The following is a 19370-nucleotide window of genomic DNA, read 5'->3' as shown; positions in this document are numbered from 1 at the left end:
CCCACGGCCTTGCTTTCAGGCCGGCTGCTGCGGGGGCCGGGGGGGGGCCGGGCGTGGGCGGGGGGCCGTGGGGGTTTCCGTCACCGGTGGCCGGTGACGGAACCACCCGGCACCCCGCCCCCACCCACGGCTCCCCTTCCGGCCGTCCATACAGCCCACCCGGACGGCCCGGACGCTCAGACGCCAGTGCGGTACCTGGACGGGTAGAGCCGGGCGTGCATCACCCGCTCTTCCCACCACACGTCCGCAGGGGCGGGGTGCCAGGGCTGACGGCCGGCGAGCCGTCAGCAGGAGTACCAGTTGGTCCACACGCCGCTGCTGTTGATGGTGTTGCACCAGGGGAGGTCGTCACTGCCGAGTACCGCCACGGTGGGGATCCCATTGACGAACTGGCCCAGGACGCCGCCCTTGACGCCGCTGCTGGTGCCGGGAGTGGCCCAGGTGGACCATGATCCGTTTGCGCTGGTCTGGAAGGTGTGCCAGACCTGCTGGTCACTGCCGACGAGCACCCACTCGTGCCGGCCGTCCCCCCAGATCCAGCCATAGGCCACGGTTCCGCACAGGCGGGGTACGGCGGACGCACCGTCAGTGAAGTAGGCCATGCAGTCTCCGTTGCTGCCAGGAACCGCGTGGCTGACGAGGGTGCTCGCGGTGCTCGGGCTTGCGGCGGTGTCCTGCGCGCCGACAACGGCGGACCCGTTCGGAGCCGGTGCCGCCGACGCCGGTGTGGCGGCGACTCCGAGCGCGAGCGAGGCCGCGGCGACGGCAGCCGCGGCGAAAGTACGCATCTTGATCATGGAATTCCCCTCCCGTAGGTGACAGCGGGCCGCTTTCGAGTGGAGGCGGCCGCTCTCACCGAGGAGATTGGAAGCCGGAGCCCTCCGGTCGGCGGCTCCTGACGGGCGGGAGGATGCGCTGTCAAGAACCGGCGACGCTGGGCCAAGTCACCGCCGGACCACCACCCCGCGGACTCCCCCACCGTCCATGCCGGGCCACCGTCCCGGTCCGGCTCGGCCCGCTCATGGTGGTGGTTCGGGGCCCCTGGGCTGGTCGGTGGTCGAGTCGGGGGCGGGGAGCCGCCTGCGGCGATGCGCGTCCGTTTCTGTTGCCCGGCGGTGTTGTTCGACAGGATGTTCCGGTGGCGAACTTGACCCGGATCTGGACGATGACCCGTACCAACTTCCGCGCGGCCGACCCGGTCGAGCGGTGGACCGCGCGCGCGGCCTGGGTGGTGTTGACCGCGACGGCCTGGCTGGCGGTGATGTTCACGACCGTCTGGGGGGCCATGGTCGCCGGGGTTCCCACCGGCACCGTGGGGTGGTTGGCGGTCGTCCTCTCGCTGGCGGTTCCCGCCGTCTCGCTGGTCGCCGTCACCTCCGAGCCCGGCGGGCGCCTCGGTGCGCCGGCGTTGGCGGTTGTCCTCCTGCTGGCGGCCGCCGTGCTCGTCGTCGCCTTCGTCTGAGTCGGGGCGCACGGCTCCCGGACGGCCTCTGCGGGTACGCCCTGTCAGGGCGTTCGCGCCGCGAATGCCCTGAACTCGGTTGATTCGTCGAGGTGTTCGAGAGGCCGGACTGCGGGCTCCCGGAGCGCGCGCAGGCGTTCGCCCGGTGCGCCGCCGAGGGGCACCGGGGGGCATCCGGCTCAGGCCGTGTGCAGGGGTGAGCGGCGCGCTCGCCCCCCGGCCGCCCGGGCCGCCGCGCCCGGCACGCGGCGGTTGATCTCGTCCGGCGGCGCCAGGTCGGCGGGCCGGTCGCCGCCCCGCCCGGTCGTCAGCGCGAAGGCGGCCTTTGATCAGCATCACGCCGGCGACCGGGCGCAGGTCAGCAGTTCACGATGGTCGAGACGGTCGCGGTCGATTGCGGCCAGCCGGGCTGGTCCACGCTGAACCGGGCGGTCACGGTGCGGCCGCAGGGCACGGTGCCCGTGATGCCGCCGACGTCGCTCCCGCCGGTCGGGATCAGGACGGTCGGGGTGATGGTGCCGAGCGGTGGGCTGGTGACGCCGACGCTGGTCAGCCGGAAGGAGACCTGCTGGTCCTGCCAGGTCGGGCTGGTCGGAGTGGCGCGCCCGAACACGTACACCTGGCCTCCGTTGTTGTTGATGCAGGCCCTGATCGTGAGGTGGTTCGGTGCGCCCGGGTCCCCGCAGACGGTGGTGCCCGGCATGCCGGCGACGGATGCGGATGCGGCGGAGGCGGTCTGGGTGCCGGTCAGCGCCGCCAGAGCGGCGGTACCGGCGAGAACGGCAGCAAGGCGTTTCAAGGCGCCTCCTTCGTCCGGTGCTCTCGGCGGGCGCCGACAGCACTGTGACATGTCACATAGTTCTTACGGGCATTGTGGCAGCCCACCGCGAACGGTGCGCCGAGTTCGCTCAAAGAAAGCCGTCCTGCCGCCCGCAACCGGCCGGTGGCATCACCACAAGGCGTGGATACGGCCTGGGCCGCGCCCACCGAACGGGAAGCTCGCGCCCGACGGCGACCTGATGGCTTCCCCCACGTCCGGGCCGGTGCCCGTGGACCACGGCGAGGCGGTGTTCTACGGCACCAACGGCCGGATCCTGGTCGAGGTGGTCAGGGTCGGCGGGAACCACGCCCGGACGGACACGTCCGACGTCTCGGCCGCCGAAGAGGCGTACCCGGCCGCGCAGCGGGCCCTGACGGAGTGCTCGCCGGCTTCAAGGGGCTGCCGGGCCGACCCGGTGCCGCACGGCCGGCCGGTCCGGGGGCCGGTCTCCGCTCCGGGACCGGTCGCTGAGGCGCCGGAGGAGGAACCGGAGGAGGCGGCCACAACCGAGCGGTCCACGGACGGCACGCCGCACCGCGCCCCGAACGAGCGGGCCTCCGGCGGAGGCGGGCACGCGGATCGGCTGCGTCGGGCGCGGGAGGGATCCGGGGGCTGATCGGATGAGACGGGCCGGAGGATCCGCGCAGGGCGCGTGGACGGCGGACGCCGAAGTGATTCTCCGCGACGGAGCGGCCGGGTGACGGCCCGTCGTTGCGTGCTAGAACCATCGACGGCCGTGAACGCCCACCCATCCGCGATCACCGCCCCCTGTACCGCTGCACCGCCGCACCGCTGCACCGCTGCACCGCCGCACCGCGCACCTTCCGGCCGCATTTCCACCGAAGGAGAAAACATGTCCGTCACACGAACCATACGGACCGCGCGAACCGCGCTGCTCGCCGCCTTCGCCGCACTCACCCTGCTGCTCACCGGCGCCGCCACCGCGACGCCGGCCTCCGCCACCGCCACGGGGCTGGACGACACCTGGGCCTGCTCCGTCCCGTCCGGCTACGTCTACGAAGGGGTCGTCTTCAGCCAGACGTGCAGCGGCGGCGGCAGCTGGAAGTCGCCGCAGTACCACCTGCGCACGCCCGTCGACGGCCTCACCTCCTGCTCGACCGCCCCGGGCTTCACCTACGACTCCGCCGGCTCGTCCACCACGTGCAGCCTGACGCAGGGCGTGCCGTCCACCACCTTCCACCTCCGCACGCCGGTCAGCGGCATGTGGGCGTGCAGCGTCCCGAGCGGTTTCACCTACAGCGCCACCACCTCGAACCTGGACTGCGCCACCGTCCGGGGCGTGCCGACCACCAAGTTCCTTCTGTCCCGCTGACCGGCTGAGCCGGAACACGGGAACGGGTGGGCCGCCCCGCAGCCGCCGGGTGGCCCACCCGTCGGCCGTGATCGGGTGGCGGGCTTCTCCGCCGGGCCGGCGACGACGCACGGCTCCGCTCTCCGGCCGGAGCCCCGCCCCCCGGCAGTCGCCCGGTCGGGGGCGGGGCTCCGAACAACGTGCGGTTCGCGGTTATCCGAAGCCGCGGGCGTCCTGCTTCAGCGCGGTGTCCACGGTCAGCGCGGTCGCCACGACCAGGCTGAGCAGCGGGTCGGCGAGCGGGCGGTGGATCTGGAGCACGTAGTTGTCGGCCGTGGTGAACATCGTCTTCGCCAGGCCTTCCCAGGTCTTGGTGATCCGGGCGACCTCGTTGTCCGTCTCGTCGACGATGGAGAAGTTCCAGGCCCGCCAGTTCTCCGCCTTGATGGCGCCGATCTTCTGACCGCCGACCTCCAGCGAGAAATTGATCTTCCCGATGGCGTTCTGCTGGATGATCTGGCCGACCTCCTGGCCGTTCGGACGCTGCACGATCACCCGCGACTTGATGAGCTTCGCCGGGCGGGTCAGCAGCAGCACCGGGGTGCCCTGCGCGTCACGGATCTCCAGCTTGTGGGTCAGGTACTGGTCGAGGGAGGAGAGCAGCCGCAGCACCTTGCGCAGAGCGCTCTGGCCGACCTGGACCACCGAGCCCAGCGTGGCGCCCTGCTGGTCGAAGACGGAGTACTCGTTGGTCAGCTCGATCAGCTTGGCCTTCTGGTTCACCACCAGGACCGGCTCGGAGAAGAGGGTGCCGCCGCCACCGTAGACCGGTCCGACGCCCGCCTGCTGCTGCACCTGGCGCTGCACCTTGGCGGAGTCGCCGGCCGGGGCGGCCGGCTGCCCGGGGAAACCGGGGGTGTTCGTGTTCTGGGACATGGCGGGCAGGCTAGGCCCATTCCTCTGTGGGGAGCTAGATCGTTTTGAACGTCCCCCGGGTTCGTCAGGGACTTCGCGTTGCGAAGTTGACCTGCGGGTTTGGGTGTTGCGGACGACAGTCGGCCGGCACCCGACGCGGCGGATGTGTCCGATGTCACATCCGCTGATCGTGCGTGGGCGGATGACGGCCTGCCTCGCGGCCGGCCGTCCCAACGCCTGGACGACGGGAACCTGTGCCCTGCCGGATACCGGGCGCAGGGAGACGACCTCCCTGGACACTCGGGACCGCGAGCACCGGGAGCATGCGGCGGCGGCACGACGACGGCCGGGGTGCGGAGGCCACGGCAATCCTGCCGGGGGCCAACGGCGTTGATGTCGGCCGTCGTGCCGCGTCGGGTTCGGCCTCGGGCCGGCCGTGTCGGTTCGCCGCGGGTCCGGTCAGGTCGTCGGCGAGTCATTGCCGAGTCTTTGCCGAGTCATTGATGGTTGGTGAGGTGGCGGGATAGCTTCACTCCTGCACCACGCGTCCTGTACCACGCGTCCTGTACCACCCGTCCTGTTCCTGCCCGGCCGGCGCGCTGTCCTCGGCCGGGTCCTGCACCCGGATGATGTGGAGACCACATGGCTCGACTGCGTTCCATACTGCGGCTCGGCCCGGCCGTGCCGATCGTGCTGTCGCTGACCGCCTCACTCGGATTCCTCCCCACGCCGGCCTCGGCGACGCCCCGGGCGCAGTACGCCGCGCAGGCCGAGGACGCGCACCCCCTGGCGTACGTCGTCAACACCAGGACCGACCGTCGCACGATCGCCGAGGTGCAGCGGGCCGTCGCCGCGGCCGGCGGCACCGTCGTCGTCACGTACGACGGGATCGGCGTCGTCGTCGCCCACTCGGCGAACCCCGACTTCGGCAGGCGGATGCGCGCGGTGCGCGGAGTGCAGTCGGCGGGCGCCACGCGGACCGCGCCGCTGAGCGCGGCGGGGACCACCGACGAGGGTGGGGTGCGGCGCCTCTCCGAGGCCGAGGCGGCGAGGATCGCGAAGGCGTCCGGCAGCGGCACCGAACCCCTCGAAGCCGAGCAGTGGGCCCTGCGGGCGATCGGCGCGGACAAGGCCGCGGAGATCAACCCCGGCAGCAGGGACGTCACGGTCGCCGTCATCGACACCGGCGTCGACGACACCCACCCGGACCTCGCCGCGAACTTCTCCCCCTCGCAGTCCGCGAACTGCGCCAGCGGCAAGGCCGACACCGCGTACGGCTCCTGGCGGCCGGTGGACGCGGACTACTTCCACGGCACGCACGTGGCGGGCACGATAGCCGCGGCCCGCAACGGCGTCGGCGTCGCGGGCGTGGCACCCGGGGTGAAGGTCTCCGGCATCACGGTCTCCCAGCCCACCCCGCGCCAGCTGATCTACGCCGAAAGCGTCGTCTGCGCCTTCGTGTTCGCCGCCGACCACGGTGTGCAGATCACCAACAACAGCTACTACGTGGACCCGTGGCAGTACAACTGCCTGGACGACCCCGACCAGAAGGCCATCGTCGACGCGGTCGACCGCGCCCAGCTCTACGCGCAGCGCAAGGGCACCCTCAACGTCGCCGGGGCCGGCAACGCCAACCACGACCTGGCCTCCGACGGCTTCACCGACGGTGGCAGCCCCAACGACTCCACCCCGGCGAGCCGGACGGTCGACCCGCACAGGTGCTGGGACCTGCCCGCACAACTGCCGGGCGTCGTCACGGTCGGCGCGACCGGCGCCAGGAACGCGAAGGCGTACTACTCCAACTACGGCCTCGGCGTGATCGACGTCGCGGCGCCGGGCGGTGACCGGTACCAGGCCTCGGACACACCGTCCGGGGAAGGCGGCATCCTGTCGACGCTGCCGAACAACCAGTACGGCTACGAGCAGGGCACGTCCATGGCCACGCCCCACGCCTCCGGTGTGGCCGCGCTGCTGAAGTCCGCCCACCCGGAGGCGACCCCGGCCCAGTTGCAGGCGCTGCTCAAGGCCCAGGCGGACAACCCGGGGTGCCCGGCCGGCCCGGCCGACCCGCACGGCGGGAACGGCGGGAACGGCGGGAACGGTGGGAACGGCGGCGGTTCCGGGGACGCCGTCTGTGCGGGCGGCAAGCGCGTCAACGGCTTCTACGGCTTCGGCATCGTCAACGCACTGCGCGCGGTCGAGTAGCCGGCACCGCACCGGCCCCGCCGCCGTAGGCGAGCGGCGGGGCAGGCCGTGGCCTTCGTCCGCCACGCTCTTCCGCCGCTTCCCCGACAAGGCTGCGCTGCTGCGGGCCGTGCTGGACCAGCGTTTCGGCGAGCACGTCCGCCCCGTCATCCAGGCTGCCGCGCACGACGCCGATCCCGCGTCCGGGCTGGTCCGTGTGCTGGAGGCGGCCCTGGAATCGGTGGCCCGGGCCGGGCCGGGCGGCGGGTGCGGAAACCGGGTAGCGGAAACCGGGCACCGGCGCGGCGATGAGTTTTCCGGCCCCGGAAGGTCTACATCTCGACGGGGACGACCAACTCATCGGGAGTGCAGACATGGGCCTCATCCACATCGAACTGTTCGCGACCCTCGACCTCGTCGGGCAGGCGCCCGGCGGCCCCGACGAGGACCCGGTGGGGTTCCCGTTCGGCGGCTGGCAGGCGCCCCTGATCGACGAGGGCACCGGGGCGCAGATCCTCGCCGCGTACGAGGGCACGGACGCCCTGCTGCTCGGCCGGCGGACGTACGACATCTTCGCCGCCTACTGGCCGCACCAGAAGGACGGCGAGATCGCCGAGCTCTTCAACCGCGTCCCGAAGTACGTGGCCTCGCGCGGCACGCCCGGCCTCCCGTGGGCCGGGTCCACGCTGCTGGGCCCGGACCTGGCCGGCGCGGTGCGCGAGGTCCGTGACCGGCACGAGCACGTGAAGGTCGTCGGGAGCCTGGACCTGGTGCAGACCCTCCTGCGGGAGAAGCTCTTCGACCGTCTCGACCTGTGGGTGCACCCGATCGTGCTCGGCGTCGGGAAGAAGGTGTTCGACGGTGGCGCGGTGCCCACGAACCTGACGCTCCTCGAACCGCCGGCGGCCGGTGCGCAGGGCACCGTGTACCTGCGCTACGGGCTCGCCGACGGCACGCCCGGGACGGGCGACATGAGTGCGCCCGACCGCGGTCTCGGGCACGACGACTCCCGGTGATCCGATGGCCCGTGCACGGCGCCACCGGGTCCAGGTGGTCGACCTGATCAACACCGCCGAACGCGAGTCCGGCGTGCGGGACATCGCCCGACGGCCCTCGCACAGCCGGACGCCGGACCGGAGGGCCGAGCGGCCCGGCGGGCACACACACCGCCCGCCGGGCCGCCCTGTCGCCGACCATCGGCCATCGGCTATCCGGCCGATCGCGCCCGCCGACGGAGCAGCGACCTGATGCCCCGTACCGTGTCGACGGTCAGTCGCAACGCCCCGATCCCGACCGACAGTTCCGTACCGTGCTCCCGCACGAAGTCCACGACCGTCAGCAGCAGATCCATGTGAACCGTTCCCTCCCTGTGCGCCACCGCGGCCCCGTCGGCCGCTGTCTCCGGTGTACGGAGGTGCGGGGCTGTCCTGAACGGCCGTCGGACAGCGGCCGGACAACGAGGCCGCGGCCTGGACGGATCGTGTCCGTCCGGCGTCCCGGGGACGTCCGACCGGACACCGACGCCGTACGCTCGGGACACATCGATCGGCCGGGGAGGGAGTGGCAGTGGGATTCGGTGAGGTGGACGCTGACGCGCCAGAGCCGGTGAGGGAGTTGGCGTGCCGGCTGGGCGAGGTGGCGCGGGCGGCCGGTTATTCCGGCGTGCGGGATCTGGCGGCCGGCACCCGCGTGGGCAGGAGCACGGTGTCGGACGTGCTGACCGGAAAGCGCGTCCCGACCTGGGAGACGCTCAAAGCCCTGCTGCTCGGATGCGACGCCGCTCCGAACCGTGACTGGGCCGACGCGCACAAGGCCGCCGGGGACGCCCTGGAGGCGGCGAAGCACGCGGCCAGGGGTGGTGGCGACCCCGTGCGGGCCCAGCCGGCGCCGTCCCGGCCCGCCGGCCCCGGCACCTTCTCCATCCGCCCGCCGTACGGCGAACTGCCGCCCCGGGTCCGAGGACGGGACGAGTTGCTGGACCTGTTGGAGACCCGGCTGTCCCAGGGCGACGGCCGGCCCCAGGTCCTCCACGGCATGGGCGGCTGCGGCAAGACCACGCTGGCCCTGCACCTCGCCCGCCGGGCCCGGGACCGGGGCTACCGGGTGTACTGGGTGTCCGCCTCCTCGCCCGACCGCCTGGTCACCGGGATGCGGGAGGTCGCGCGCGAGTCGGGCGCGCCCCAGGACGAGATCGAGGCGGCCTGGGCCGGCCGGATCAGCGCGACCGATCTGGTCTGGCGGGAACTGGACGGCGCGGAGCACCCGTGGCTGCTGGTGCTGGACAACGTCGACGAGCCCTCGTGGCTGGCCGCGGAGAGCGGCGCGCCCGGCGACGGCACCGGCTGGCTGCGTTCGAGCCGGGCCGGGATGACCGTGGTCACCACCCGGGTGGGAAGCCCCGGGATCTGGGGACACGAGGCCGACACCCACCGGGTCGGCGTGCTCGTCCCGGCCGACGGCCGGGACGTCCTGCTGGACCTCGCGGGAGAGGCCGGGGATCCGGCCGAGGCGATGGTTCTGGCCCAGCGGCTCGACGGGCTGCCGCTGGCGCTCAAGCTCGCCGGATCGTACCTGGCCAGGTCGGCGCGGGGCGCCGGGCTGCTGCGGCACCGGGACGGCCGTCCCGGCGGCCGGGTCCGCGGCTTCACCGCCTACGCGGAGGCGCTGGGCGAGGCGGGGGCCGGCTTCCTGGACCAGGGCGGGACGTGGCGCGGCGACGACGCCGGCACCGAGCAGTTCCACCGCCGCCTGATCGGACGCACCTGGGAACTCTCCCTCGACCTGCTGGAGGAACAGCGGCTGCCCGAGGCCCGGTCCCTGATGCGCCTGCTGTCGTGCTGTGCCCTGGCCCCCTTCCCGGTGGGACTGCTCGACATCGACCCGCTGCCGCTCCCGGGCGCGACGGCCCGGGGAGCCGACGCGGAGCGGGTCGACCGGGCGATCGAGGCGCTGATCGACCTGGGCCTGCTCGACGTGGTGGACATCGGGTCGGGCGGCTCGTCCGACGGACACGACCCCGTACCGTGCCTGGCCAGCCACCGGCTGGTGCTGGAGGCCAACGCCCTGCGACTGGCCGAAGGCCCGGCCGAGGACCGGACAGCCGTGTGGCGGGCGGCCGCGGAAATCCTCGAACGGGGAGCGGCCCGTGCCCCGGAGCAGCCCGGGAACCGGCTCTGGTGGCGACTGCTCTTCCCCCACGCCGTCGCCGCGCTGGCCGCGGCACCGGACGGTGACGAGGACGCCGTGCTGCTGCCCCTGCTGCGGGTCGGGCTCGGCGGCTTCGCCTTCAAGGTCTTCGCGGGGGCGGAGGCCGACCAGGAACTGGCCGGCCTCCTCGAACGGCGCGCGGCCTTCCTACCCCCGGACCACCGGCTCCGGCTGTCGATCCGTCACCGCGCGGTGCTCGCCGACGGGAACCGGGCACTCCCGGGCGAGGAACAGCTGCGGGAGCTGGAACACATCGTCACCCGGCAGGCGCAGACGCTCGGGGCCAACGATCCCGAGACCCTGATCACCCGCTTCGACCTGGCCGGTCACCGTTTCTCCCTGGGCATGCTGTCCGACGCGGAGCTGGTGATCGAACTGCACACCATCCGGCTGCTGCGCAGTCGGGTCCTCGGCCCGCACGACCCGTACACGCTGCTCACCCAGAGCGCGCTGTCCCAGCTGACCACGGCCCGCGGGTACGACGAGGAACACCTGGGCGAGTACGAGCGGCTGCTGGCCGAGCAGACGGCGCAGTTCGGCGCCGACCACATCGAGACGCTGATCACCCGGCACGACGTCGCGATCGCCCGGCGTTCCTGCCGGCCCGAGGAGGACGCCCGGGTCGAGGCCGAGCTGCGCGAGCTCCTGACGGACTGCCGCCGGGCGCTCGGTGCCACCGATCCGTACACGCTGCTGGTGCACGGGACGCTCGCCCACCTGATCGCGGAACGCGGCCACGGCGAGAGCGGCGCCGACAAGGAGTACCGGCAGCTGATCGAGCACACCCGGAGCCGGTCGGCGTCGGACCACCACTTCCTGCCGCTGCAGGACCGGCACCACATGGCCCACGCCCTGGACGCCGCCCAGCGGTGGGCCGAGGCGGAGATGGAGTACCGGTCGGTGCTGCAGGACCTCGAACGTGCCGGTGCCCAGGAGTACGAGCTGTACTGGAACATGACGAGCTGCCTGGCGAAGAACCTCGTCCACCAGGGGCGGCGGGACGACGCGCTCGCCGAGTACGAAGGGGCCCTGTCGTCGTTGGACGGCAGGGCCCCGGCAGCGGCGCCGGTCCTCGCGAGTGCGCTCCGGCTCCGGCACGAGCGGGCCGACCTGCTGAGCAAGGGCGGCCGGAGGGAGGAAGCCGAACGGGAGATCCGTGCGGTGCTCGCGATCCGCCTGGAGTCCGTGGACGGCATGGACTCCGTCGTCCTGTCCGAGCGCCACTGCCTGGCCCACCTGTTCGAGAAGCAGCAGCGACACACCGAGGCGATCGACGAACTGCGGCAGGTGGCCGACGCGTACGCCGACGTCCTCGGCCCGGCGGACAAGCAGAGCCGCGAGGCGGCCCTGTGCCTGGCGCGGCTGACACGACTGCACGGTGACCGCGCCGAGGCCCTGCGGCTGTACGAGACCGTGCTCGCCGGGGAGAGCGCGGAGTACGGCCCGGACCACCCGGAAGCCCTGATGACGGCCTTCCGACGGGACCAGTGCCGGCTCGGCCTCGGCCTGCTCCGACGCGAGGAGGCGGTGGCGGCGTTCGAACGCACCCTGGACGCGCTGACGTCCCGGGTCGGTGAGGACCACGAGTGGGTCACCACCGTCCGCGAGGTACTGGCCGCCGCGCAGGCCGACGGGTGATCAGGGGGACGGGCCGACAGGTGACCCAGGAGGCGGGCCGGCCGGCGGCACCGGGGACCGGTCGACGGTCGGCGGCGGACCCGGTGCCCGGACCGCGACGGGTATCCACGGCGCCCACCGGTCGGGCGCGCGGACGACTGCCGCTACCGGCGGCGCCGCTCCCCGCCCCTCGCGGCGCGGCGGCGGCTCACCGCCGGGGCCGGCCACCGATGACCGGCCCGTCGCTGCCGGCCGGCAGCCGGGCCAGCTCCTCCATCGCCTCGCGCTCGATCCGCGCCAGCTCGCCCAGCAGCCCGCCGGCCCGCTCCAGCGGCGCCGCGTCCCCCGACTCCCCGGCCGCGCCGACCAGTCGGGCCACCTCGCTCCAGCCCGCCGCGGCCTCGGCGTACCGGTCGCGGGCGGTGCGCACCCGGGGGTCGTCGAGCAGCTCGGCGCACTCGGCGAGGAAGTCCCGGTAGAGGTTGCGGAACAGTGCGCCGCCCGTCCCGGCCAGCTCCATCATCCGTGCGGCCTGCGGCAGTCGGAGCTCCGGCCGGTCGGCCCTGGCCAGCCAGCCCGGCACCAGGGCGGCGGCCCTGGCGATACCGCGGTGGCCGAGGTTGGCGATCGGCGGGTGCAGGAAGGCCGCCGCGCAGTCGGCCATCGCCGGAGCCAGCAGGTCACGCACGTCCGGCGGTTCGCCGTGCAGGGCGAGCGTGAAGGAGCGGTGGCGGGCGGTCATCGGGCCGCGTTCGGCGCGCGCCGCCGCCAGCGAGGCCAGGCTGGTGGTGACCGCGCCGCCCTGCTGCGCGGTGTCCACCAGGTGGGCGTCGGTCGCGTCGTAGCCGCGCATCGCGACCACGTGCCCGCCGAAGTGCACCCGGGAGGTGAAGTACTCCAGGTGGTAGCAGTCCAGTTGGAGCCCGACCGGGCGTCCGGTGTCCAGCTCGGCGGCCACGTTGCGCCAGGCCCGGCCGGCGGAGGAGGTCTCCCGGACGTCCAGCTCCAGACCGAGCCGGGCGGCCAGGGCGCGGGTCAGTTCGAAGGGCTTGACCCGGCCGCCGAGGAACGGGAAGTCCATCCCCTTGCCGTCCCAGTAGACGAACGACAGCCCGGCCCCGAGCCCGAACAGCATCGGCTCGGACAGCACGACGCCCTCGTGGCGCAGCAGCACGTCCAGCGCCGTCGTCTCGCAGTGCTTCCCGCCGAGCGGCTCCGTCATGCCGCTTCCTCCGTCCGCTCCTCGACCCGGACCACCAGGCGGGTCGTCCACTCCTGCTCCGGGGCCTCCCCCGGTCCGACCAGGTACGCCTCCCGCACCGGTGCCCGCGGACGCAGTCCGCGCTCGTGCACGGCGGCCAGCAACGCGTGATAGGCGAGCGGTAGTTGGGAGTACGGGCCGTGGTGGACCGTCTCCACCACCGGGCCGCCCGGCAGCAGCTCGCGCTCCAGGCCGGCGGGCAGCCCGGGGGGCCCGCCCGCCTTGTCCGGCTCGACCTCCTCGACCGGCATCACCGGCTCGGCCGGCTCGGCGCCGACCGCGATGCGCATGCCCTCGGCGAGGTCCAGCGGGAACAGCCCCCACAGCGGGAGCCGCCAGGGCGTGCCCTGCAGTCCCGCCAGCAGCCGGCGGACGCACCCGCCGGTCCGCTCCGCCAACTCGCCCGGCCCGGCCACCGCCCGTACGACGACGAGCCGCCGCTCCGGCTCCCGCCCGAGGACGATCTCGTACCCGGGCAGTCCGCCGCCGGCCGCGAGTCGTTCCAGCAGCTCCAGGCGGGCCCGGTCACGGGTGATCCGCTCCGCGACCCGGTCGCGTTCGGCGCGCAGCAGGCCGGCCCGCTCCGGCTCGGCGGCCGCCAGGGTCGCGGCGATCACCGCGAGCGGCACGTCGAGGTCGCGCAGCAGCGCGACGGTGAGCGCGTCGCGGGCCTGCCCGGGGGCGTAGTAGCGGTACCCGGTGGCGGGGTCGACCCTGGCCGGGGGCAGCAGGCCGGTGTCGTCGTAGTGGCGGAGCTGTTTCACGCTCAGCCGGCAGAGGCGGGCGAAGCGCCCGATGGTGAGGAAGTCGTCCTGGTCTCGCACGGGCCCATCGTGGACCCTCCCGCTGTGGGAGGGTCCATCCCGCGCGCCCGGCCGGACCGCCGGCGGGAGGCCGCCGTCGATCCTGCGGCGAGCACGGAAGCTGCCGCCGGGATCCCGGCTCTCCGGCGGCCGCACGTACCGCCGCCCCGTACGGACGGCAGGGCGGGTCGTCTACTGCATGAGTTCCCGGTGCGGGTGCTCGAAGGAGAGCGGGCAGTAGTAGAGCTGCATGTGGTAGCTCCGCCCGATGTTGATGCCGATGTCGTGCCTGCTGTCCCGGTCGTCGACGGGGTCCCAGCCGCTGCCGTCCAGTGCACCGGAGGCGATGGTCAGCAGCGGGCTCATGACGGATTCGCAGGCGGTGCACCGCACGACCGCCGGATCTCTGAAGCTCCACGGCCCCCAGCCGCCGACCTTCCACCCGGGGGCCACGGACAGCTCGTACTGGTAGTAGGCCCGGAACTCCTCGGCGTACTGGTACCTCGGGTCGGTGCCGGTGAACTCCCGCTCGCACCAGTCCTCGATCCGGTCCGCGAGGCCGGCCTCCAGCTCCAGCAGTGCCGGGTACTCCGTCACCACCTCCGGGTGCAGCACGCACGGCTCGGGCACGTACTCGCCGTAGTTCGTCACGTCGGCCGGCAGCGGCGGATCGGTCAGCAGCGCGTCGACCTGCGAGGAGGACCGCCACACCACCCTGGCCGCGGGCATCCACCCCGGTTCGTGGTTCAGCGGACACCACAGCACCTGCAGCAGGTCCGCGCCCTCGGGGCACGGCAGCAAGGGGACGTCGCGCGCGTACAACTGGGCCACGGGCAGCAGGGCGTTCGGCTTCCCGGTCCACGGATGCCCCGCGTACGTCGCGTCCACGGCCGCCTCCTCCCGGGCGTCGGGGTGGGGACCGGCCCAGCCCTTCTCGTAGAGCTCCCGGCGCAGCCTGACGTCGGCCATCGACACCGGCGGATCGCCCTCGCCCTCCTCCGGATGCGCGTCCGCGCACACCGGCCACGGCTCACCGGCCGGCCACAGCAGCGGGCCGCCGACCGAGCTGTCGCGGACGGTCGGCTCACCCGGGCGCGGGTGCAGGCGCACCGTCTGCCGTGCCAGCGGCACCAGCTCCGGGAAGGCCACGGCGATATCCAGTCGGCGCGGCGGGGTGACACGGACCATCGGGGCATCTCTTTCGGACGGCGAACAGGCATACGGACCTTAGCGGCCGCCACCGTCACTTCCGGGCGGGCGGCGCTCGCCGCTGGTGGCGGCGGCGAGCGCGAGCACGGCGGAAAACGGTGCGACAACGGACGCATCCGCCCCTACACTCCCGGCATGATCCGTTCTGCAGTGCTGGAGGACGCGCCGGCGATCGGCGATCTGAAGGTGAGGTCGTGGCGGGCGGCGTACGCGGGATTCATGAGCGCCGCACACCTCGATGGGCTGGACCCGGTCGAGGAGTCCGCGGACTGGGCCGAGTACCTGGCCGATCTCCCGGACCGTCACCGGCTGTGGGTCGCGGAGCGGGACGGCGCCGTGGTCGGCTTCTGCCGTACCGGGCCCGCCGACGGGGACCCGGACCTCGGCGGCGACGCGGCGGAGGTCTACGGCCTGTACATCGAGCCGGGCCTCATCGGCACGGGCCTGGGCGCGAGCCTGTTCGGCCGTGCCGTGGCCGACCTCGAAGCGCGGGCCTGCCGGCCGCTGTGCGTGTACGCCTACGTGCCCAACACCTCCGCCATCCGCTTCTACGAGCGGGCCGGGTTCGTGCCGGACGGCACCGTCCGGCTCGACGAGGAGGAGGACGGGACGGCGATCACCGAGGCACGACTGGTCAAGCACCCGTAGGGCGGGAACAGGCCGGAGGCGGTGTGGGGAGGCCGCGCCGCCCCGACGGCCTCGAACACGTCGTCGGCCGGCACAGCACCCTCGACAGCACCGTGACGAGGATCCTCACCGACACCGCCCTCACCCCACCCGGCTGGACGCCGAGGCCCTGAACCCGGAGGCCTCGGCGCGGTTCGCGGTCCGCGCGGCGGGCCGCAACCGGAGGCGGCGCGGCGGCCTCCACCCGGATACGAACGGTCGTCCGACCGCCGTACTCCTGGGGGGATTTCCGCACATGCCGACCAACGACGCCGTCCCTGCGCCACCACCGCACGGCTCCCTGACGCCCTGCCCGAGCTGCGCGCTGACCGACCAGGTCCGCAGCGTGCCGGCGGTCCACCTGGGCGAGCGGCGGAACGTCACCGTGCGCTCCTCCGGCCGCGACGGCCGCACCGAGACCCGCGAGGAGGTGTCCGCCCTCGGCCGGGCCCTGGCACCCGCGCCGCCCACGGCCGGCACGGCGGTCCAGACGCTGGCGGCCCTGGGCTTCTGATCCTGGCCGCCGCGATCGCCCTGCTGACGGGCGCGACCGCGCTGTTCCTCGCCAGGCGGCGGCGTCTGGAGGGCCGGCCCCGGGCCGAACGGCTCTGGAACCAGGCCTGGTACTGCGCCCGTTGCGGCACCGCGCACTTCCCGCCCACCGCCGGACAGGGCACCGGGTCGCTCGGCCTCGCGGAGTTCCGCAAGGCGGTCTGGACAGCGGGCGGCTACGGCGACCTCGCCGAGCGGTACCGGCCGTAGGCGTGACGGGTCCCGCCGGGTCGAGGACTGCGTTCGTGCGTATCCGCAGCGGCCCCTGACGGGTGAGATCCGTGGGGAGGCGGCTCTCCTCGGACCTCGTGCTGCTGCCGCCGAACGAGGCGTCCTCACCCCGGCCGGGCTGAAGGACTCCGCCCTGACCGAGGCCCGGCGGCTGCTCAGCGGCGGAGCCGGCCGGCCGTGACCGTCGGGCGCCGCGTCGGATCCACCGTCCTCGGCGCGCGTGCCCGGCTCCCCGGCCCTGCGGGCCTCAGGCCGGGGCTGCGGCTGCGGCTGCGGCGATGCAGAACTCGTTGCCCTCCGGGTCGGCCATCACGACGTGGTGCCCGTCGAACTCCTGCAGGACGGCCCCGCCCGCCTTCACCAGCCGCTCGGACTCCGCCTTGATCCGCGCCCACCGCTCACCGGGGCTGCCGTGTCCCGGCACCCGGACGTCGATGTGGAGCCGGTTCTTCGCCGTCTTCGGTTCGGGGACCTTGAGGATGGACAGGCGGGGGCCGGCGCCGTCGGGATCGCAGAGCCACGCCCCGTCGTCCGCGGAGTCGTCCTCCGGCAGGTCGAACTGCGCGAGCCACTCCTCACGGGTTTTGAAGGGTGCGGGCGGCGGCTCGTCGACATAGCCCAGTGCCGTCTTCCAGAACGCGGCGAGGAGCGGTGCGTTCGCACAGTCGAGGGTCAGATCGATTCTGGCTGCCATGACAGGACCGTACTGCGCACCTCCGACAGCCGCGCCGCGGGCCGCGGGCCCGCGGGCTACGGCTCGGCGAGGGAGCCGCCGTCGAGGGCCTGGACGGCGGCGCCCAGCCGCCACGCCTCGATGTCGCGGTAGTGGATCGGCCCGGGGCCGCGGCCGATGTTGCTGCCGACGAGGTGGAGGCGTTCGGTCCGCCACGGCCGGCCCACGAATCCCGTGAGCCCGGCCGCGGCCTGCGGCACGCTGGCGGGGTCGTCACGGCGGGCGCGTGCCAGGGTCAGGTGGGGGCGCAGCGGCCGGTCCCTGAATTCGATTCCGCAGGACCCGACCAGGTCCCGGACGTCGGTGGCGAGCCGGTGCAGTCCTTCCAGGTCCCCGTCGATGCCGGTCCACAGGAGTCGCTGGTCGAAGTGGCCGCCGCCGCGCAGGCCCAGGTGCAGGGCGGGGTGCGACGCGGCCGCGTCGGCCAGTGCCGATCGCAGCAGCGGCACCGCCGTGGACGGCTGTTCGCCGAGGAAGGCCAGGGTGATGTGCCAGTCCTCGATCCGGTTCCACCGCAGCCGCGGGTACCCGGCGTATGCGGGCTGCAGGGCCCGGGCCAGTTCGTCCTTGGCGTCGTCGGGCGGGGCGAGCGCCACGAAGACGCGCAGGGTCGGGGGTGCGGGGTGATCGTCCACGAGGGGGGAGGGTAGCCGAGGGTCGGCGGCGCCCTCGACTCCACCGTACGAAACCGTACGAAACCCTGCTGAACCGCGCCGAACCACGCAGAGCCGCGCTGAAGCGTGCGGAGCCGGCCGCTCGACGAGCGGCCGGCTCCACTACCGCGCCGCCGGTCCGGTCAGGACGGCAGCGTCTTGCTCGCCAGCACCTTCCCCTGGGCGTCGTACGCGGCGAGCCTGATGCCCTCCAGCGGGTGTGCGCCCGGGCCGTCGGCGGCCTTCTGGCTGGGCCCCCAGACGTAGCCGGTGGCGTAGCCCGGGTCGCCGGGGAGCGAGGCGACGGTGGCCCAGTACGCCTGGCCGTCCACCTCGATGGCCATCCGGGCGACCTGCCCGGGACCGTGGTAGACGAGGTTGTACAGGCCCTCCTGGTGCTGCGGGGGGTTCCCGTAGTACTGCATGGTGATCTCGGTCGTGCCCCCCGCCCAGGAGTGTCCGGAGCACCCCGGGCCGTTCTTGTACGCGGGGGCGTCGTGGATGCAGATCTCCTGGTCCTTCAGCTGCATCCACCAGTCCGGGCGGCCCAGCGGCAGCTGCTGGCCGGGTTCCACCACCAGGACCTCGGGTGCCGGCCCCGCCGGTGCCGGCGGGGCCTGCGAGGCGGGCCCGACGGCCCGGCCCCCGCCCTGCGCGGACAGGACGGCACCCGTACCGGCCACCAGCGCGAGCGCGGCCACCACGGCCGACGCGCCCACCGCCATCCGGCGCCCCCGCCGCTGCCGGCGCACGTGGACCTGCACGGGCCCGGCGGACCAGTCCGCCACCGCGACCCGGGCCGCCTCGTCCCGCAGGGCGCCGCGCACCATGTCCTCGGTGTCCATCACCTGTTGCCTCCGTCCGTGCCGTCGATCGTCGAACCGGTGCCCGCCGCGTACGGGGCCAGCACCGGGTGGCTGCGCAGTTTCGCCAGGCCTCGGCTGGCCTGGCTCTTCACGTTGCCGAGCGAGCAGCCGAGCACTTCGGCGACCTGGTACTCGCTCATGTCCTCCCAGTAGCGCAGGACGACCACGGCCCGCTGGCGCTGCGGCAGCTCGGCCAGTGCCTGGAGCAGCACCGAGCGCTCCTCGACGTCGCGGTGGCCGCCGCCCGCGGTGTGCGCCCGATCGGGGAGGACGGGCACGAGCAGTTGCCTGACCCGGCGCCGCCGGTGACGGCTCAGGTTGTTGTTCACCAGGGCCCGGTGGACGTAGGCGTCCGGCTCCTCCAGGCGGCTGATCCGGGACCAGTTCCTGAAGACCTTCGCGAACGTCGCCTGCACCACGTCCTCGGCCTCGTGGTAGTCGCCCGTGAGCAGGTAGGCGGTGCGTACCAGCCGCCGCCAGCGGGTGGCGGCGAACCCCTCGAAGTCGAGCTCCCGCAGGCCGGGGCCGCCCACGGAAGCCGGTGCCGTGCCGGGCCCGGGCCGGTCCTCCACCGGGATGTGCAATGCGCTCGCGGTCATCCGATTCCTCTTCGTCCACGCGACGACCCGACCGGACCGTCGCTCTGCCCTACTCACCGCCGCGCCGCCGCAAGGGTTGCACGCCGGCGCCGAATCACCTGGGCGTCGAGCGCAGGAGGGGGCTCACGAAGGGTCGAGCCGGTCGGGTTGCCGGCGCCGACGACGGCCGACGGCCGGGCGCTGCCGGCCGGGCGTCCCGGGGGGGGGGGCGGGCGAGGCCGCCCCGCCCGGGAACCCCGGGGGGCGAGGCCCGCCAACGGGTGGGGGGGCGGAGGGCCGG

20 protein-coding genes are annotated in these 19370 nt (G+C 73.8%); 9 read left to right on the top strand and 11 right to left on the bottom strand.

Annotated features, from left to right (window positions below):
• Positions 1 to 284 precede the first annotated feature (284 nt).
• Positions 285 to 797, bottom strand: a complete 513-nt coding sequence (locus tag ACFWJ4_RS29545) for a hypothetical protein (RefSeq protein WP_380549094.1) — start codon at positions 795 to 797, stop codon at positions 285 to 287.
• Between the two features lie 341 nt (positions 798 to 1138).
• Here ACFWJ4_RS29545 and ACFWJ4_RS29540 point away from each other — a divergent pair, with 341 nt between their 5' ends.
• Complete coding sequence (locus ACFWJ4_RS29540; RefSeq protein WP_380549092.1) at positions 1139 to 1462, top strand: hypothetical protein; 324 nt, start codon at positions 1139 to 1141, stop codon at positions 1460 to 1462.
• Positions 1463 to 1820: 358 nt separating this feature from the next.
• On the opposite strand, the gene ACFWJ4_RS29535 is transcribed toward ACFWJ4_RS29540, so the two are convergent.
• Positions 1821 to 2261 (bottom strand): hypothetical protein, encoded by a 441-nt coding sequence (locus ACFWJ4_RS29535; protein ID WP_380549089.1) that lies wholly within the window; start codon positions 2259 to 2261, stop codon positions 1821 to 1823.
• 220 nt (positions 2262 to 2481) lie between these two features.
• Between ACFWJ4_RS29535 and ACFWJ4_RS29530 the strand changes: the two genes are divergently transcribed.
• Both ACFWJ4_RS29530 and ACFWJ4_RS29525 read left to right on the top strand, forming a co-directional pair.
• Positions 2482 to 2898: a hypothetical protein gene (locus ACFWJ4_RS29530; protein WP_380549087.1), complete on the top strand. Its 417-nt coding sequence runs from the start codon at positions 2482 to 2484 to the stop codon at positions 2896 to 2898.
• 237 nt (positions 2899 to 3135) lie between these two features.
• A complete protein-coding gene (locus tag ACFWJ4_RS29525) occupies positions 3136 to 3615 on the top strand; it encodes a hypothetical protein (protein ID WP_380549084.1) in 480 nt (159 codons plus the stop codon).
• A gap of 192 nt (positions 3616 to 3807) precedes the next feature.
• Here the strand turns inward: ACFWJ4_RS29525 and ACFWJ4_RS29520 are convergent, their stop codons facing one another.
• On the bottom strand, positions 3808 to 4530 hold the full coding sequence (locus tag ACFWJ4_RS29520; protein WP_359899126.1) for a phospholipid scramblase-related protein: 723 nt from the start codon (positions 4528 to 4530) through the stop codon (positions 3808 to 3810).
• A gap of 621 nt (positions 4531 to 5151) precedes the next feature.
• Between ACFWJ4_RS29520 and ACFWJ4_RS29515 the strand changes: the two genes are divergently transcribed.
• Together ACFWJ4_RS29515 and ACFWJ4_RS29510 are read left to right on the top strand one after the other, a co-directional pair.
• The gene (locus tag ACFWJ4_RS29515; RefSeq protein WP_380549082.1) at positions 5152 to 6714 is read left to right on the top strand and encodes a S8 family serine peptidase; all 1563 of its coding nucleotides are present in this window, start codon (positions 5152 to 5154) and stop codon (positions 6712 to 6714) included.
• Positions 6715 to 7067: 353 nt separating this feature from the next.
• Positions 7068 to 7709, top strand: a complete 642-nt coding sequence (locus ACFWJ4_RS29510) for a dihydrofolate reductase family protein (RefSeq protein ID WP_380549079.1) — start codon at positions 7068 to 7070, stop codon at positions 7707 to 7709.
• 191 nt (positions 7710 to 7900) lie between these two features.
• On the opposite strand, the gene ACFWJ4_RS29505 is transcribed toward ACFWJ4_RS29510, so the two are convergent.
• On the bottom strand, positions 7901 to 8044 hold the full coding sequence (locus tag ACFWJ4_RS29505) for a hypothetical protein (RefSeq protein ID WP_359899138.1): 144 nt from the start codon (positions 8042 to 8044) through the stop codon (positions 7901 to 7903).
• Between the two features lie 362 nt (positions 8045 to 8406).
• Here ACFWJ4_RS29505 and ACFWJ4_RS29500 point away from each other — a divergent pair, with 362 nt between their 5' ends.
• On the top strand, positions 8407 to 11538 hold the full coding sequence (locus tag ACFWJ4_RS29500; protein WP_380549077.1) for an AAA family ATPase: 3132 nt from the start codon (positions 8407 to 8409) through the stop codon (positions 11536 to 11538).
• A gap of 187 nt (positions 11539 to 11725) precedes the next feature.
• Here ACFWJ4_RS29500 and ACFWJ4_RS29495 read toward each other — a convergent pair whose 3' ends face one another.
• The 3 genes from ACFWJ4_RS29495 to ACFWJ4_RS29485 all read right to left on the bottom strand — a co-directional run bounded on the left by ACFWJ4_RS29495 (position 11726) and on the right by ACFWJ4_RS29485 (position 14769).
• The gene (locus ACFWJ4_RS29495; RefSeq protein WP_380549074.1) at positions 11726 to 12739 is read right to left on the bottom strand and encodes a BtrH N-terminal domain-containing protein; all 1014 of its coding nucleotides are present in this window, start codon (positions 12737 to 12739) and stop codon (positions 11726 to 11728) included.
• Positions 12736 to 13602: a MerR family DNA-binding transcriptional regulator gene (locus ACFWJ4_RS29490; RefSeq protein ID WP_380549072.1), complete on the bottom strand. Its 867-nt coding sequence runs from the start codon at positions 13600 to 13602 to the stop codon at positions 12736 to 12738. The genes ACFWJ4_RS29495 and ACFWJ4_RS29490 overlap by 4 nt, the downstream gene beginning before the upstream one ends.
• A gap of 171 nt (positions 13603 to 13773) precedes the next feature.
• Complete coding sequence (locus ACFWJ4_RS29485; protein WP_380549069.1) at positions 13774 to 14769, bottom strand: hypothetical protein; 996 nt, start codon at positions 14767 to 14769, stop codon at positions 13774 to 13776.
• A gap of 156 nt (positions 14770 to 14925) precedes the next feature.
• On the opposite strand from ACFWJ4_RS29485, the gene ACFWJ4_RS29480 reads away from it, so the two are divergent.
• The 3 genes from ACFWJ4_RS29480 to ACFWJ4_RS29470 all read left to right on the top strand — a co-directional run bounded on the left by ACFWJ4_RS29480 (position 14926) and on the right by ACFWJ4_RS29470 (position 15970).
• The gene (locus ACFWJ4_RS29480) at positions 14926 to 15438 is read left to right on the top strand and encodes a GNAT family N-acetyltransferase (protein ID WP_380549066.1); all 513 of its coding nucleotides are present in this window, start codon (positions 14926 to 14928) and stop codon (positions 15436 to 15438) included.
• 23 nt (positions 15439 to 15461) lie between these two features.
• A complete protein-coding gene (locus tag ACFWJ4_RS29475) occupies positions 15462 to 15590 on the top strand; it encodes a hypothetical protein (protein WP_380549064.1) in 129 nt (42 codons plus the stop codon).
• A 122-nt stretch (positions 15591 to 15712) separates the two neighbouring features.
• Positions 15713 to 15970: a hypothetical protein gene (locus ACFWJ4_RS29470; protein WP_380549061.1), complete on the top strand. Its 258-nt coding sequence runs from the start codon at positions 15713 to 15715 to the stop codon at positions 15968 to 15970.
• Positions 15971 to 16486: 516 nt separating this feature from the next.
• On the opposite strand, the gene ACFWJ4_RS29465 is transcribed toward ACFWJ4_RS29470, so the two are convergent.
• The 4 genes from ACFWJ4_RS29465 to ACFWJ4_RS29450 all read right to left on the bottom strand — a co-directional run bounded on the left by ACFWJ4_RS29465 (position 16487) and on the right by ACFWJ4_RS29450 (position 19090).
• Positions 16487 to 16933, bottom strand: a complete 447-nt coding sequence (locus ACFWJ4_RS29465; protein ID WP_380549058.1) for a VOC family protein — start codon at positions 16931 to 16933, stop codon at positions 16487 to 16489.
• 56 nt (positions 16934 to 16989) lie between these two features.
• Complete coding sequence (thpR, locus tag ACFWJ4_RS29460) at positions 16990 to 17607, bottom strand: RNA 2',3'-cyclic phosphodiesterase (RefSeq protein WP_380549055.1); 618 nt, start codon at positions 17605 to 17607, stop codon at positions 16990 to 16992.
• Between the two features lie 161 nt (positions 17608 to 17768).
• Positions 17769 to 18473: a hypothetical protein gene (locus tag ACFWJ4_RS29455; RefSeq protein WP_380549053.1), complete on the bottom strand. Its 705-nt coding sequence runs from the start codon at positions 18471 to 18473 to the stop codon at positions 17769 to 17771.
• Positions 18470 to 19090 carry a SigE family RNA polymerase sigma factor gene (locus ACFWJ4_RS29450; RefSeq protein WP_380549050.1) on the bottom strand — a complete coding sequence of 207 codons (621 nt, stop codon included), beginning with the start codon at positions 19088 to 19090 and terminating at the stop codon, positions 18470 to 18472. Before ACFWJ4_RS29450 ends, ACFWJ4_RS29455 begins: the two co-directional genes overlap by 4 nt.
• Positions 19091 to 19370 lie beyond the last annotated feature (280 nt).

It is taken from the genome of Kitasatospora sp. NPDC127067, assembly GCF_042724755.1.
GTDB lineage: Bacteria > Actinomycetota > Actinomycetes > Streptomycetales > Streptomycetaceae > Kitasatospora > Kitasatospora lactacystinica.
This window is presented reverse-complemented; position numbering and strand designations above follow the sequence as displayed.

What these genes read in the sequence shown, in the direction of transcription:
- ACFWJ4_RS29545 (WP_380549094.1), bottom strand. Translation starts at nt 797, where the DNA reads ATGATCAAGATGCGTACTTTCGCCGCGGCTGCCGTCGCCGCGGCCTCG.
- ACFWJ4_RS29530 (WP_380549087.1), top strand. Translation starts at nt 2,482, where the DNA reads ATGGCTTCCCCCACGTCCGGGCCGGTGCCCGTGGACCACGGCGAGGCG.
- ACFWJ4_RS29525 (WP_380549084.1), top strand. Translation starts at nt 3,136, where the DNA reads ATGTCCGTCACACGAACCATACGGACCGCGCGAACCGCGCTGCTCGCC.
- ACFWJ4_RS29520 (WP_359899126.1), bottom strand. Translation starts at nt 4,530, where the DNA reads ATGTCCCAGAACACGAACACCCCCGGTTTCCCCGGGCAGCCGGCCGCC.
- ACFWJ4_RS29515 (WP_380549082.1), top strand. Translation starts at nt 5,152, where the DNA reads ATGGCTCGACTGCGTTCCATACTGCGGCTCGGCCCGGCCGTGCCGATC.
- ACFWJ4_RS29510 (WP_380549079.1), top strand. Translation starts at nt 7,068, where the DNA reads ATGGGCCTCATCCACATCGAACTGTTCGCGACCCTCGACCTCGTCGGG.
- ACFWJ4_RS29505 (WP_359899138.1), bottom strand. Translation starts at nt 8,044, where the DNA reads ATGGATCTGCTGCTGACGGTCGTGGACTTCGTGCGGGAGCACGGTACG.
- ACFWJ4_RS29495 (WP_380549074.1), bottom strand. Translation starts at nt 12,739, where the DNA reads ATGACGGAGCCGCTCGGCGGGAAGCACTGCGAGACGACGGCGCTGGAC.
- ACFWJ4_RS29485 (WP_380549069.1), bottom strand. Translation starts at nt 14,769, where the DNA reads ATGGTCCGTGTCACCCCGCCGCGCCGACTGGATATCGCCGTGGCCTTC.
- ACFWJ4_RS29480 (WP_380549066.1), top strand. Translation starts at nt 14,926, where the DNA reads ATGATCCGTTCTGCAGTGCTGGAGGACGCGCCGGCGATCGGCGATCTG.
- ACFWJ4_RS29470 (WP_380549061.1), top strand. Translation starts at nt 15,713, where the DNA reads ATGCCGACCAACGACGCCGTCCCTGCGCCACCACCGCACGGCTCCCTG.
- ACFWJ4_RS29465 (WP_380549058.1), bottom strand. Translation starts at nt 16,933, where the DNA reads ATGGCAGCCAGAATCGATCTGACCCTCGACTGTGCGAACGCACCGCTC.
- ACFWJ4_RS29450 (WP_380549050.1), bottom strand. Translation starts at nt 19,090, where the DNA reads ATGACCGCGAGCGCATTGCACATCCCGGTGGAGGACCGGCCCGGGCCC.